General features: G+C 73.8%; 10 protein-coding genes. 7 read left to right on the top strand and 3 right to left on the bottom strand.

Features of this window, described 5'->3' with window-relative positions:
• Positions 1-30: 30 nt before the first annotated feature.
• A complete protein-coding gene (locus tag ACIQGZ_RS05745) occupies positions 31-2,283 on the top strand; it encodes an APC family permease (protein WP_402599560.1) in 2,253 nt (750 codons plus the stop codon).
• A 443-nt stretch (positions 2,284-2,726) separates the two neighbouring features.
• Here the strand turns inward: ACIQGZ_RS05745 and ACIQGZ_RS05740 are convergent, their stop codons facing one another.
• From ACIQGZ_RS05740 to ACIQGZ_RS05730, 3 genes are all read right to left on the bottom strand, one after another.
• Positions 2,727-4,007 carry a sensor histidine kinase gene (locus ACIQGZ_RS05740; protein ID WP_402599559.1) on the bottom strand — a complete coding sequence of 427 codons (1,281 nt, stop codon included), beginning with the start codon at positions 4,005-4,007 and terminating at the stop codon, positions 2,727-2,729.
• Between the two features lie 8 nt (positions 4,008-4,015).
• Complete coding sequence (locus tag ACIQGZ_RS05735) at positions 4,016-4,165, bottom strand: hypothetical protein (protein ID WP_402599558.1); 150 nt, start codon at positions 4,163-4,165, stop codon at positions 4,016-4,018.
• A 201-nt stretch (positions 4,166-4,366) separates the two neighbouring features.
• Positions 4,367-6,478: a prolyl oligopeptidase family serine peptidase gene (locus ACIQGZ_RS05730; RefSeq protein WP_402599557.1), complete on the bottom strand. Its 2,112-nt coding sequence runs from the start codon at positions 6,476-6,478 to the stop codon at positions 4,367-4,369.
• Between the two features lie 337 nt (positions 6,479-6,815).
• On the opposite strand from ACIQGZ_RS05730, the gene ACIQGZ_RS05725 reads away from it, so the two are divergent.
• The 6 genes from ACIQGZ_RS05725 to ACIQGZ_RS05700 all read left to right on the top strand — a co-directional run bounded on the left by ACIQGZ_RS05725 (position 6,816) and on the right by ACIQGZ_RS05700 (position 14,059).
• The gene (locus tag ACIQGZ_RS05725; RefSeq protein ID WP_402599556.1) at positions 6,816-7,010 is read left to right on the top strand and encodes a DUF2304 family protein; all 195 of its coding nucleotides are present in this window, start codon (positions 6,816-6,818) and stop codon (positions 7,008-7,010) included.
• A 52-nt stretch (positions 7,011-7,062) separates the two neighbouring features.
• Positions 7,063-8,046, top strand: a complete 984-nt coding sequence (gene mshB / locus ACIQGZ_RS05720) for an N-acetyl-1-D-myo-inositol-2-amino-2-deoxy-alpha-D-glucopyranoside deacetylase (protein WP_402599555.1) — start codon at positions 7,063-7,065, stop codon at positions 8,044-8,046.
• Entirely contained in the window at positions 8,043-8,546 is a 504-nt protein-coding gene (locus ACIQGZ_RS05715; protein ID WP_402599554.1) for a DUF6113 family protein, read from the top strand. The genes mshB and ACIQGZ_RS05715 overlap by 4 nt, the downstream gene beginning before the upstream one ends.
• Positions 8,547-8,868: 322 nt before the next feature.
• Positions 8,869-11,265 carry a hypothetical protein gene (locus ACIQGZ_RS05710; RefSeq protein WP_402599553.1) on the top strand — a complete coding sequence of 799 codons (2,397 nt, stop codon included), beginning with the start codon at positions 8,869-8,871 and terminating at the stop codon, positions 11,263-11,265.
• Positions 11,266-11,974: 709 nt separating this feature from the next.
• Positions 11,975-12,955, top strand: coding sequence for an ABC transporter permease (locus ACIQGZ_RS05705; protein WP_402599552.1), 981 nt, complete (start codon positions 11,975-11,977; stop codon positions 12,953-12,955).
• A gap of 48 nt (positions 12,956-13,003) precedes the next feature.
• On the top strand, positions 13,004-14,059 hold the full coding sequence (locus tag ACIQGZ_RS05700) for an ABC transporter permease (RefSeq protein ID WP_402599551.1): 1,056 nt from the start codon (positions 13,004-13,006) through the stop codon (positions 14,057-14,059).
• The last annotated feature ends 15 nt before the right edge of the window (positions 14,060-14,074 follow it).

The following is a 14,074-nucleotide window of genomic DNA, read 5'->3' as shown; positions in this document are numbered from 1 at the left end:
GACGCCCGGCCATCGATGACACTGGGTCACATGGCGGACACACATCGACACCGGTCCGGAAGCGACGGCCCACAGCACCCCGGCGCGGCCGACCCCTCGGCTCTGCTGCCGGGGCTCGACGCGGAGCAGTTGCGGGTGCTGCACCGGGTGGGGCGGGAGTGGGGGCGGGTGTCGGGCGACCCCGAGCTGTGGCGGCGGGCGCTGCCCGTCCAGCCCGACCTGGGCAGCTTCCCGCCGGCCGCCGAGGTCCGGCCGACCCGCTTCGGGCGCCTGGTGCGCATCCCCAGACTCGGCGGGCAGCCCGACGCGGCCGAGGCGGCCGAGCTGCCGACGTCCCGGCTGAGCCGGGCCGGCTACCGGACGCGGCGGGTGCTGCTCGGGGCCGCGCTGCGGAGCACCGCCATCGCGCACGAGCGGATGAGCAAGCTGCTGGCACTGCCGGTGCTCTCCGCCGACGCGCTCTCGTCCGTCGCCTACGGCCCCGAGGCGATGCTCGCCGTCCTGGTGCTCGGCGGTGTCGCCGGGCTGCGGTACTCGCTGCCGATCGCGGCGGCGATCGTCTTCCTGATGCTGGCGGTCGGGGTGTCGTACCGGCAGACGATCCGGGCGTATCCGCACGGCGGCGGCTCCTACATCGTGGCGAGCGCCAATCTGGGCCGGGTGCCGGGGCTGATCGCCGCCGCCGGGCTGACGACCGACTACATCCTGACCGTCGCCGTGTCGATCGCCTCCGGGGTGGCGGCGATCACCTCGGCGGTGCCGTCGCTCACCGCCGCCACCGTCCCGATCGGCGTGCTGGTGATCGCCGCGCTGCTCGCCGGGAACCTGCGCGGCATCCGGCAGGCGGGCGCGCTGTTCGCCGCGCCGACGTACGCCTTTCTGATCGCGCTGTTCGCCCTGGTCGCCGTCGGCCTCCACGACGCCGCCGGCCGTGGCTTCCAGCCGACCCCGACCCCCCGGCTGAACGCCACGGAGGGCGTCGGGCTGTTGCTGGTGATGCGGGCCTTCGCGTCCGGCTCGACGGCGATGACCGGTATCGAGGCGATCTCCAACGCGGTGCCGGCGTTCAAGCCGGTCGAGTGGCGCAACGCCCGCACCACGCTGACCTGGATGGTCGGCCTGCTGATCGCGCTCTTCGCGGGTACGGTCGCGCTGGTCCACCTGGACGGCGTCGTACCCGGCACCCGGGAGACCGTCCTGTCGCAGCTCGCCCACCGCAGCTTCGGCTCCGGCTGGATGTACGTCGCCACCCAGGCGGCCACGGCGGCGGTGCTGCTGCTGGCGGCGAACACCGCCTACAACGACTTCCCGCGTGTGCTGTCCCTGCTGGCCCGGGACGACCACGCACCGCGGATCTTCATGCGGCTCGGCGACCGGCTCGCCTTCAGCAACGGGATCATCCTGCTCTCGGTCGCGGCGGCGCTGGTCTATGTGGCGTTCGGCGGCGAGACCGCGTCGCTGATCCCGCTGTACGCCGTCGGCGTCTTCCTCGCCTTCACGCTGTCGCAGGCCGGGATGGTGGTGCACTGGTGGCGGCTGCACGACCGCCACTGGCGCAAGAGCCTGTTCTTCAACGCCACCGGCGGCGTGCTGTCGGCCGTCGTCTTCATCACCGCCGGGATCACCAAGTTCACCGAGGGCGCCTGGGTCGCGGTGCTCGCCATCGGGCTCTTCCTGCTGGTGACCATGCGTATCCGGCACTACTACAGCGCGGTCCGTACGGCCCTGCGGCTCCATCCGCACGCCATCGAGCTGCCCATGCGCCCGATCTCGCCGCACGTCGACGACGGCGCGGCGCGCACACCCGTACCGGCGGCGGGACCCTCCGGCAAGGCCGCCGGGGAGCGGGACCCGGAGGGGGAGCACGAGGAGACGCCCGAGCAGCTCCGCCATCTGTCGGTCGTCCCGCTGGGCACCCTGGACCTGGCGGGCATGCGCGCCCTGGCCTATGCGGCCTCCCTCCAGCAGCCGGTCCTCGCGCTGCACGTCAGCCCCAGCGACGCCGAGGCCGAGCGCTTCACGGGCTACTGGTCGGTGTGGGGCGACCACCTGCCGCTGGAGGTCCTGGTCTCGCCCTACCGTGCGATCGTGGCGCCGCTGGTCAACTACATCGAGGCGCTGCACCGGCAGCGCCCGGACCTCACCCTGACCGTCATCCTCCCGGAGATCGTCACCCGGCACTGGTGGCACCGGCCACTGCACAGCGGCCTCGCGGCCCGGCTGCGCCGTGCGCTCCGCCCGCTGCCACGGATCGTCGTCACCACCGTCCCCTTCCACGTCTGACCACCGCCCACCGGCACCGCTCAGGGCCGGGCGGGGCCCGCCGTGCTCAGTGCTTCCGCAACCGGGCCAGCGCCCGGGTGGCCGCCAACCGCCACCACGAGAGACCGGGGCAGCTCGGCAACGGAAGCCCGAAGAAGGCCCCGCATCGCGCGCACCACGGCAGCCCGCTCTCCACGATGGATGTTCGGATCGTGACGCGGGGACGGCCCCCACCCGGCATCGGGAAGTACAGGCCCCCGTACACCCCCGCGATCAGAGCCGCACCGAGACCCGCGCGCACCGCAGGCACAGCGGCGGATCGGTCACCGCCATCCCCTCCGGCCACGCCGGCCACCTGCCGCGTTCGTCGCGCGGCAGCCACAGACTCCCCAGCCCGTCCACATCCGCCGGACCGGGCCTGTGCCGGCGCTTCTGCCGCCGTGGCCCGGGGCGGGTGGCCACGGTCAGGGCCGGGTGGGGCCGGTCGGGTGGGGGGCGGTGGTGCGGAGGGGGACTGCGGCGCGGAGGCGGAAGCCCTTGCCGCGCGGGGCCGGGCCGGTCTCCAGACGGCCGCCGGCCAGGGCGAGCCGTTCACCGAGGCCGGCCAGGCCGTGGCCGCCGATCCCCGGGGTGCGGGTCCTGGCAGTGCGGCCGGAGCCGTTGTCGGTGACCTCCAGGACGGCGTGGTGGCCCTCGTCCGACCAGTCCGCGTCGAGGGCGACCGTGCAGCGGGTCGCGCCCTCGGCGTGCCGGACCACGTTGGTGACGGCCTCCCGCAGCGCCCAGCCCAGCGCGCCCTCCTCGTCCGGCCCGAGCCCCGGCAGGCCGTCCACCGCCGCGCCCCGGACCTCGACCGCCACCCCGGCGGCGGTCAGCGCGGTACGGGCGGCCGCCAGCTCGACGGCGAGCCTGGGCTGGCGGTAGCCGCCGACCGCCTCCCGCACGTCGACCAGCGACTGCCGGCCGACCCGCTCGATGTCGGCCACCTGCTGCCGCGCGTCGTCGTACCGGTCCTGCTCCAGGAAGCGCCCGGCCAGCTCGCTCTTGAGCGTGATCAGCGACAGCGAGTGGCCGAGCAGGTCGTGCAGGTCGCGGGCGAGGCGCAGCCGCTCGTCGGCGGCGGCCAGGTGGGCGACGGCCTCCCGGGCCTCGCGCAGTTCGCGCATCGTACGGACCAGCCGCTGGAGGCCGGTCATCGCGGCGCCGCCCAGGAAGGCGGGCAGCAGCACGCTGGGCAGGGTGTCCGCGTCGGCGTGGACGGCGAGGGCGACGGCGGCGGTCAGCGCGGTGATCCCGACGACTCCGCCGAGTGCGTAGCGGGACGGCAGCACCACGCCCAGGGTGACCGAGGCGTATGCGAACAGGGTCAGCCACTCCTGGCCGAGCCCGAAGGAGGTGGCGATGGCGATGGCCAGCATGACGACGACCGGCCAGAGGGTGAGCCGCCAGCGGTCGCCGCCGAAGTTCCGGACGATCACCAGGCCGATGTAGCAGCCGAGGAAGACCGCCAGCCCCACCCCGCCGAGGACCGTCGCGGTGGTGCCGTGCCGCCCGGAGGTCAGATTGCCGATCGGATAGGCCAGGTAGACCATCCACAGCAGCATCCAGCAGAGCTTGACCAGCAGTTGGCGGCGGTTGTCGACGGGTGACCCGGGGTAGCCGCCGGGCGCCGGAACCCCCGGCCCCGCCACCGGCCGCCCGGTCGTCCCGGGCGGCAGCTCGGCGGGGTCGGGGGGCGTCGGCATGGCCGTCATCATGCCTGCTTGGTGTCCCGCCGGTACAGCCAGGCGGCGAGCGCCCCGAACACCACGAAGTACGCCGCCAGGCCGACCATCGGGCCGACGCCCGGGGCGGTGCCGTCCTGGGCGATCGAGCCGATCTGGTTGTACAGCCACGTCGGCATGGCCTTGCCGATCCGCTGGAGCCACGACGGGGAACCGGCCAGCGAGAGGGCACCACCCGGGGAGCCGGGGGCCCGTACGTTCGGCGCACTACGGGGGCGGTGGGCTGGGCGCGCAGTTCCCCGCGCCCCTGGCCGGGCCGGCTGGGCGCGCAGGTCCGCGCGCCCCTGGCCGGGGTGGCCGGGGGCGCGGGGAGGGGGTGGTCAGGGGTTGAGGGAGCGCTTGAGGAAGTCGACCTGGAGCAGCAGCAGGTTCTCCGCGACCTGCTCCTGCGGGGTCATGTGGGTCACCCCGGAGAGGGGGAGGACGGTGTGCGGGCGGCCGGCCGCGAGGAGGGCGGAGGAGAGCCGGAGGGTGTGCGCGGCCACCACGTTGTCGTCGGCCAGGCCGTGGACCAGCATCAGCGGCCGGGTGAGCGCCGGGGCGTCCGCGATCAGCGACTGGCTGTCGTAGACGTCGGGCCGCTCGGCCGGGTGGCCCAGGTAGCGCTCGGTGTAGTGGGTGTCGTACAGCCGCCAGTCGGTGACCGGGGCGCCGGAGACCGCCGCGTGGAAGACGTCCGGGCGGCGCAGTACGGCCAGCGCGGCCAGGTAGCCGCCGTACGACCAGCCCCGGATGCCGACCCGGTCCAGGTCGAGCGGGAACTCCTCGGCCAGCGCGTGCAGCGCCGTCACCTGGTCCTCCAGCGTCACGGCGGCCAGGTCGAAGGCGATGGCCTTCTCCCAGGCGGGGCTGCGGCCGGGCGTGCCCCTGCCGTCCGCGACCACCACGGCGAAGCCCTGGTCAGCGAACCACTGGGAGGTCAGATGGGCGTTGTGCGCGGCCACCACCCGCTGGCCGTGCGGACCGCCGTACGGGTCCATCAGGACCGGCAGCAGGCCGTCGCGGTCGCGGTCGTAGCCGGTGGGCAGCAGCACCGCGCAGGGGATGCCGCGCTTGCCGGCCGCCACCAGCCGGACGGCGGTGCCGATCACCGGTGTCTCGGCGTGCGAGGCGATCCCGGTGACCGGGGTGCCGTCGCGCAGCACCCGGACGCGGCTGCCGGGGTGCTCCAGGTCGGCGGAGACCAGCACGGTGACGTCGCCGGAGCGGACGGCGGAGTGGCGGCCGGGCTGGGCGCTGAGCCGGGCGGTGCCGGTGGCGCCGACCCGCAGGACGTGGATCTCGCCCAGTTCGGGTTCGGCGGCCTCCTCGCCCGCCGACGCGGTGACCAGCACGTCGTCCGCGCCGATGTCGAGGACGGCGTGCAGGTGCAGCGCGGCGCCGGTCAGCACCCGGTCGCCGACGACCAGCACCCGGGCGCCGCCCTCGTCCGCGATCCGCACCAGGCGGCCGTCCGGCGTCCAGGCGGGCACCCCGGGGAAGAGGTCCAGCCAGGCCGGGTCCTCGTCGGCGTGCAGGATGCGGGTGGCGCCGGTCGCCGGGTCCAGGGCCAGCACCCGCTGGCTGCGCTGGTCGCGGGCCTGGACCAGCAGCAGCGGCGGGCCGCCGGCCGACCAGTGGACCCGGGCGAGGTAGGGGTGGCTGGCGCGGTCCCAGTCGACGTCCGTCCGGGAGCCGTCCAGGCCCAGCACCGACAGGGTGACCTCGGCGTTGGGGGTGCCCGCCGCCGGGTAGCCGACCTGGGCGGGGGTGGCGGCGGGGTTGGCGGGGTCCGCGATCCACCAGCGCTGGACGGGGGTGTCGTCGACGCGGGCGGCGAGCAGCCGGTCGCCCTCGGGGGCCCACCAGAAGCCACGGCTGCGGTCCATCTCCTCCTGGGCGATGAACTCGGCCTGGCCCCAGGTCACCCCGTCCGCCTCCGGCTCGGCCAGCGGCCGGTCCCCGGTGCCGTCGGCCGCGACCACCCGCAGGTCGCCCCGGGTGGTGGCGTAGGCGATGTGGCGGCCGTCCGGCGCGGGCCGGGGGTCGAGCACCGGCCCCGGCACCGGCAGTTCGCGGGCCGGATCGCCGTCCCGCAGGCCGGCGGTGAACAGCCGTCCGGAGAGGGCGAAGGCGGCCGACTCGGCGGCGGCGTCGGTGGCGTAGCCGACCACGCCCGCCGAGCCCTCCCGGCTGCGCTCCCGGCGGGCCCGCTCCGCCGGGGAGAGGTCCTCCTCCCCGCTGCCGAGCAGCACCGCCGGGTCGGCGGCGACGCGTTCGCGGCCGGTGGCCACGTCCAGCACCCAGAGCAGGTTCGCCCGGTCGGTGCCGGAGCGGGAGCGCAGGAAGGCCACCCGGGTGCCGTCGGGTGCGACGGTGAAGGAGCGCGGTGCGCCGAGGCTGTAGCGAAGCGTCCGCGAGTACTGCCGGGGGAAGGAGGTCTCCGTGGTCATATGGGTGACCCTACGACGGCGGTCCGCCACCCGTAGGGAGCATCCTCGCTCGTCGTCTTGTCGCACCAGGTGCGGGGCCGCCGCACCGCTCCAGGCCGCTGCCGGCCCGGCTTCCGGGGGCCGTGCGCCCCGTCGGTGCATCCGTGCACCGGCATATGCGGGCTGACGGTCAGTAATGCGCGTCTTACCGATCGGGTATGAAGGGAGAGCCGGTTGGGCGCCGACCGGCACGGCGGACCCCACCTCCGCCATACCGCCACGTCCAGTCCCCGCCGTCCCCCGCTGGTCCCGACCGCCGCCGCCCCGGGCGGTGCGCGCTGAGAGGTGTTGAACCGCCATGGCCCTGACGATCTCCGCAGCCGTCCTGCTGCTGGTCATCGTGGTACTGCTGATCCGCCGCTCCGGCCTGAAGTTCTGGCATGCCCTGGCCTGCACCCTGCTCGGCTTCTACCTGGCCTCCAGCTCCATCGCCCCCTCCATCGCCCAGGTCACCAGCAATCTGGCCGGCATGATCAACGGCCTGAAGCTGTGAGCCCCGCCCACCCGTCGGCCGCGCGGCGGGAGGCGCCCGTACGCTGATCCCCATGAGCGACCTGCCGGAGCTGCCCGAACAGTCCCGAGAGACCGAACAGTCCCGAGACACCGCCGGTGCCGGGGCGGACCACCTCCCGCCCCGCCGGCTGCTGCTGGTGCACGCCCACCCCGACGACGAGTCGATCGGCAACGGCGCCACCATGGCCAGGTACGCGGCGGAGGGCGCCCTGGTGACCCTGGTGACGTGCACCCTGGGCGAGGAGGGGGAGGTCATCCCGGCCGAGCTGGCCCACCTGGCCGCCGACCGCGACGACACGCTGGGCGAGCACCGGGTCGGGGAGCTGGCCGCAGCGATGCGCGAGCTGGGCGTCACCGACCACCGCTTCCTCGGCGGGCCGGGGCGCTACCGCGACTCCGGGATGATGGGGGTGCCCGGCAATGACCGGCCCGGCTGCTTCTGGCGGGCCGACCTGGACGAGGCGGCGGCCCACCTGGTGGCGGTGGTGCGCGAGGTGCGGCCGCAGGTGCTGGTGACGTACGACGAGAACGGCGGCTACGGCCACCCGGACCACATCCAGGCGCACCGGGTCGCCATGCGGGGCCGCGAGCTGGCGGCGGACCCGGGTTTCCGCCCGGACCTCGGCGCCGCGTGGGAGATCCCCAAGGTGTACTGGAACTGCATGCCGCGCTCGGTGCTGGAGGCCGGTTTCGCGGCGCTGCGGTCGGCCGACCGGCCGAGCCCCTTCCCGGGGGTCGCGGGTCCGGACGACGTGCCGGGGGTGGTGGACGACGCCGAGGTGACGGCGGCGGTGGACGGTTCGGCGTACGCGCGGCGGAAGGCGGCGGCGATGGCGGCGCACGCCACCCAGATCGCGGTGGACGGGCCATTCTTCGCGCTCTCCAACCACCTGGGGCAGCCGATGCCGCCGGTGGAGTACTACCGGCTGGTGCGGGGCGAGGCCGGGCGGGCGGACGGCCGGGAGGACGACCTCTTCGCCGGTCTCGCCGACGCCGGGCCGGAGGCGGCCCGATGAGCGCCGCGACGCCCGGGGGCCCGCGCCCCGGCAAGGCCGCCGCCCGGCCGGCCCGCTCGGGGCCGTCCGTCGCGGCCCGGCTGATCGGCTCCCGCGCCGAGCGGCTGGCGGAGCCGCCGCCACCGCGCGGGGTCCGGATCGCGGCATATGTGGTGCTGGTGGTGCTGGGCGGGGTGACCGCGCTGGCCGGGTCGTTCGCGCAGTCGCTGTGGTTCCCGGGCGGGCTGGTGCTGGCGCTGGCCGCCACCGTGGGGGTCTTCTACGGCGGCCTGCGGCTGACCACCACCAAGCTGGGCGCGGGGCTGCCGCTGGCCGGCTGGTTCCTGGTGCTGATCGTACTGATGAGCCCCCGGCCGGAGGGTGACTTCATCCTGGCGAGCGATGCCGGCACCTATGTGTACCTGCTGGCGGGAGCGGTCGGCGGCATGGTCTGCGCCACCCTGCCGACCCGCACGATGTACGGGTTCGGCGCGGGCTCCGGGCGGCCGAAGGACCGGTGAGCGCCACCGTCCGACGGGCCGTCAACGGCGGTGCCCCGCACGCCATAGCACACGATTCGGACCAAGGGGCTTCTATCGGATCGCGGCCATCGCCCTGGCGTTCCCAGTAAGGTGGTGCCGCAGCCCGCGATGACCGGGTTGCGGGCAGGACCCTAGACTCTCGGCAGCAGTCCGCGAGCCAGGAGGCACCGGCCGTGCCCTTCCGGGGCCGGTCCGTGGGCCGGTGCCGGCCACCGCCGTCGTGCGCCGTACCGCACGGGGGTCGATCCACCCACCCGCGACTGGAGCCCCCGAAGGCGACAGAGGCGAACCCGGAGCAGCATTGAGCAGCCGCGAATCTGACAACGCGTCCCCGAGCCCCCGCCGGACCGGCGGGGACGCCTATCCCTCGGGCACGCCCCCGTACGGCATCCCGCAGGCTTCGGCTGCCTTCGGGCCGGACGGCTACGGGCCGGAGGGCTTCGGGCCCGACGGCCTGCCCGACGGCTACGGACCGGACGGCTTCGGCCCCGAGGGCTCGCCCGGCGAGCCGGAGGCGGACGAGGGCCCCAAGACCGAGACCACCCTGACCACCAGGATCAGGATCAACATCCCCGGCTCACGGCCGATCCCGCCGGTGGTGGTGCGCAGCCCGGTGGCCGACGCGGGCAAGGACGACCGGGCGGCGGCCGAGAAGGCCCCCGGCGACGGCCCCTCCCGGCGCCGTGCGGTCTCCCCCGGCTCTCCGGTGCTGGGCGTGATGGACGCCGAGAACCGGGTGTCCACCCCGCCCAATCTGCCGCCCGAGTGGCAGACCGCCGAGAGCGGGGGCGCTCCCCGGGGTCCCGGGGGTCCCGGCGAGCCGAACGCCGGCGAGTGGTTCCGGCCACGCAAGAAGTCCGGCGGTACGGCTCCGGCGGCCGCGCCCGTACCGGCCCCCGCCGGACCGGCGCCCGAGGAGAACTTCACGCCCCCGCCGGCCGCCGGGCACCCCGCCTTCGACGAGCCCGCCCCGGGCGGCCGCTCGGGCGCCGGGCTGCCGAGGCGCAGCCCCGGTCCCGGCAGCATCCCCCGGCCCGGTGGGCCGCAGGGTCCCCGGCCGACCGGTGCCCCGGCCACGCCGTTCGCCCCGCCCACCCCGGCGGGTGCGCACGGGCACGGTGAGGACGACGCCTTCCCCGGGGCCGCGCAGCCGCCCGCCCCGGGCCCGTTCCCGCCCGGCCTCGGGGTGCGCAGCCGCCCGGCCCCGGGCGGCCAGGAGCCGCAGCCGCCGCAGGGCCCGTACGGCGGCGCGCCGCTGCCGCAGCCGGGCGCAGCGGCGGTGGCGCCCGGACCGGACGGGTTCCAGCCGGACGGATTCCAGCCGGACGGGTTCCAGCCGGACGGGTTCCAGCCCGACTACGGGACCGACCCGTTCGGCACCCAGCCGGCCGGCGCCGCCCATGACGCGGCGCTCGGTGAGACCGTCGTCGGCGGTTTCCCGCCGGTGCCGGACGCCGGTCCCGGCGAGAGCACCGCCGCCTTCCCGGCGGTGGCGTTCGGCGACGGCCGGCCCGCGCCCGGCCCCCGCCCGGGACAGCCGGGCCGGGACGGCAACGCGCCCGCCCCCTTCGCGCCCAACCCCTTCGAGGACGGCTTCCGCGACGAGGACTTCCGGCCCGGCCCCGCCGCCGCCCCGCAGCCGACCCAGCAGCAGACGCCCCCGAAGCAGCCGCAGCAGCCGCAGCAGGCGAAGCAGCCGGAGCAGGACCAGGACGACGCCCCACGCCGACGCGGTCGCGGCCGCAAGCTGCTGGTGTACGCGGTCGCCGCCGTGGTCTGCGTGGCCGGTGTCGCCTACGGCGCGGGCCTGATGCTCAACCAGGCCGACGTACCCAAGGGCACCACCGTGCTGGGCACCGACATCGGCGGCAGCAGCCGGGACGCGGCGGTGCACACCCTGGACGCCACGGTGGCCAAGATCGGCGCCCAGCCGGTCCAGCTGCAACTGGCGGGCAAGGCGGTCGCCCTCGACCCGACCGCGGCGGGCCTCGGCTTCGACACCACCGCGACGGTGGACGGCCTGACCCACCACAGCTACAACCCGAAGGACGTCATCGGCTCGCTCACCGGCAGCACCAAGGCCGTCCCGCCGCAGGTCAAGATCGACCCGGCCAAGCTGCGGGCCGCGCTGGAGCAGCTCACCGCGCAGTCCGGCCAGGGCGCCCGCGAGGGGTATGTCTCCTTCACCGCCACCGGGAAGGCCACCACCGTGCTGCCCAGGGTCGGCCAGACGGTCGACCTGGATTCGGCGGTGCGGGCGGTCGAGCAGGGCTACCGGGCCCGCGCGCTCGGGGAGAAGACACCGCCGATCGTGCTCAAGGTGACCGAGTCGCAGCCCGAGGTGTCGGCCGCCGACGTCAAGGCCGCCGCCACCGGCCGGGTGGCGCAGTCCGTGGCGGCCAATGAGTTCGTCTACGTCAAGCGCGGTCCGGCCGACCTCTCGCCGGTGCCGTTCGGCCTGCCGTCGTTCAGCAAGGCGCTGCGGCTGGCCCCGGACAAGGACGGCAAGGTCGTGCCGACATTCGACCTGGCGGCACTCCAGGCCCGCTACAAGGACGCCTTCAGCGGCTATCAGCTGAAGCACGGCTCCACGGTGGGCCCGGTCACCGCGCAGGACGTGGCCGACGCGATCATCTCCGGTCTTGACAAGACCGGCGCCGCCCGTACGGTCACCCTGCCGGTGGTCACCACCGGCTGATCCGACCCGTCCCGTACGGCATGAGGCCGGGCCCTGACATCAGGGGCCCGGCCTCGTCGCTTCGGCGGGGCTTCTACGGTTGTGTCAAAGGCTTGTCTCAAGCGTGTTAACTGGCAGCTCAAGGCGTGGCGACTCAACGTCCATGGCGAGTTTTGGCCACACACCCCAAAGTGCGACCGGAATCCCCCCGCCGGGGGATTCCGCAACGGGTCAGCAAAGCCCGAACCCACTGATTAAAGCGGACATAAGTCAGCATACGACCCATATCCCTCATAAAGAACTCATCACCCATATCCCCGGCCGATATCCCGCCATCCGGGAGCGACGGGCGCTTCCCGCCATCCAGTGTCCGAAAATCGGACACCCACCCGCCCGGCGTCCTGAAATCGGATCAGGCCGCCGATCGTCTCCATGCCCCGGAAAACCCGCCGTCGGATGCTTCTGCACATGCAGAAGACCGTGCAAGAGCCCATAAACAACCGGGATTGAGTCGGCGTTACCAATCCTTGATCGGGCACTTGTCGACAACCCGGTGGCGCCGGGGCAAAGATATGGCGCGAAGCCGTTCACAGCGGCGGTTCAACGTCCGGGCGCCGTCCAAGGCGCAGGTGCATGCCTCATCAGCCCCGGCGCGAGTCGTGCAACTCGTACATGGCTCTCGTCGGGGGCTCCGTGTGCACTGCACCGGACCGTAGGGAAGGGTAAGAGCGTGGGTCGCTTCCTGCTGCGCAGGTTGGCCAACTACATGGTGCTCGTCATCGTGGCATCTTGTCTCGCCTATTTTCTGGCCGCTCTGAGCCTGAACCCGCGCGCCAACTTCGAGTCGAAGAACCCGCGGCCCCCCGAGGCGGTCATCACCAAGACCCTCCAGGAGTACAACCTCGACCCGCACACCCCCGTGTTCGAGCGCTTCGGGCACTGGGCCTCCGATGTCGTCCACGGCGACCTCGGCACCAACGTCAAGGGCGGCTCGGTCAACGCGGACTTCGGCCGCCGGGTCGGCGTCAGCCTGCGGCTGCTGCTGATCTCCACCATCATCGGCTCGCTGCTGGGCGTGTTCACCGGTGCCTGGGGGGCGATCCGGCAGTACCGCTTCTCGGACCGGGTCGTCACCCTGGGCTCCTTCTTCATCCTCGCGATGCCGGTCTTCGTGATCGCCATCTCGCTGGAGCTGCTGGCGATCGACGTCAACAAGGGCATCGGCACCAATCTGTTCCAGTACACCGGCGAGTACGACCCCACGGTGCACGGATTCGGAGCGCAGCTGCTCAGCCGGCTCAACCACCTGCTGCTGCCGACGCTGACCCTGGTCCTGGTGCAGGTGGCGACCTACAGCCGCTACCAGCGCAACACCATGCTGGACGTACTGGGCAGCGACTTCCTGCGCACCGCGCGGGCCAAGGGGCTGCGTCGCGGCTCCGCGCTGATGAAGCACGGCCTGCGGACGGCGGTGCTGCCGATCGTCCCCCTCCTGGTCTACAACGTCGTGCTGCTCTTCACCGGAGCGACCTTCACCGAGAAGATCTTCGCCTGGCACGGCATGGGTGAGTGGCTGGTCGACTCCATCCAGACCAACGACACCAACTCCGTCGCCGCCGTCAGCCTCTTCACGGCCGTCGTCGTCCTGGTGGCGGGTCTGCTCTCCGATGTGATCTACGCGGCGCTCGATCCCCGTGTACGCGTCAGTTGAGCCCCGGCCGCCCCGCACCAGCCCGTCGTCGCCCCAGGAGATCGCACCATGAGTCTTCAGCAGCAGCCGGCCCTCGAACCGGAGGAGGCACCCGCCGCCGCGGTGGGCGCCCCGGTTCCCGCTGCCTCCGCCCCGGCCCGTGCCCGCAGCAGCCGCTCGCGCCTCACCCTGCGCCGCTTCGCCCGCAACCGGCTGGCGCTGGTCGGCATCGGCCTGCTGGTGCTGCTCTTCCTGCTGGCCTGGGTGGGTCCGCTGGTGGACAAGTGGGGCTATGACGACCTGGACTTCGATTCCTTCCTCCAGTCGCCGTCCGGGAACCACTGGTTCGGCACCGACCAGGCCGGCTCCGACCTGTTCGCCCAGACCTGCCGGGGCCTGCAGAAGTCACTGATCATCGGCATCCTGGTCGGACTGATCGTCACCACGCTGGCCGCGGTGACCGGCGCCTGCGCCGGGTACTTCGGCGGCTGGGTGGACCGCGTCATCATGTGGGTGGTCGACCTGCTGCTGGTGATGCCCAGCTTCCTGCTGATCGCCGTGCTGTCGCCGGTCTTCCAGGGCGCCACCTGGCTGATCTTCGTGGTGCTGCTGGCCGCCTTCAGCTGGATGATCACCGCGAGGGTGATCCGCAGCATGACGCAGACGCTCAAGGACCGCGAGTTCGTCAAGGCCGCCAAGTACCTGGGCGTCCCCACCTGGAAGATCATCGGCCGGCACATCCTGCCGAGCATGGCCTCGCTGCTGATCATCGACGCGGTGATCCAGGTCAGCGTGGCGATCATCGGGGAGAGCGGCCTGTCCTACTTCGGCTTCGGCATCCAGCCGCCGGACGTCTCGCTGGGCACCGTGATCGCGGCCGGCACCTCCTCCGCCACCACCTACCAGTGGCTGTTCTGGTTCCCGGCGGCCTGCCTGGTCATGGTCGGCCTGGCCATCGCCTTCATCGGGGACGGACTGCGCGACGCGCTCGACCCCAACGCGGCCGGCGCCCGCGCCCGGATCAAGAAGCCGCGCGGCGGCAAGGCCGGGTCCCGTACCAGGAAGCCCAGCAGCGGGCCGACCGGAGTGCCGGCCGCCCGCACCGAGTCGCTGGGGGCGGAGTGAGCACCGCCCCGCAGG

It is taken from the genome of Streptomyces sp. NPDC092296 (assembly GCF_044755465.1).
In the GTDB taxonomy this organism is placed as follows: domain Bacteria; phylum Actinomycetota; class Actinomycetes; order Streptomycetales; family Streptomycetaceae; genus Peterkaempfera.
This window is presented reverse-complemented; position numbering and strand designations above follow the sequence as displayed.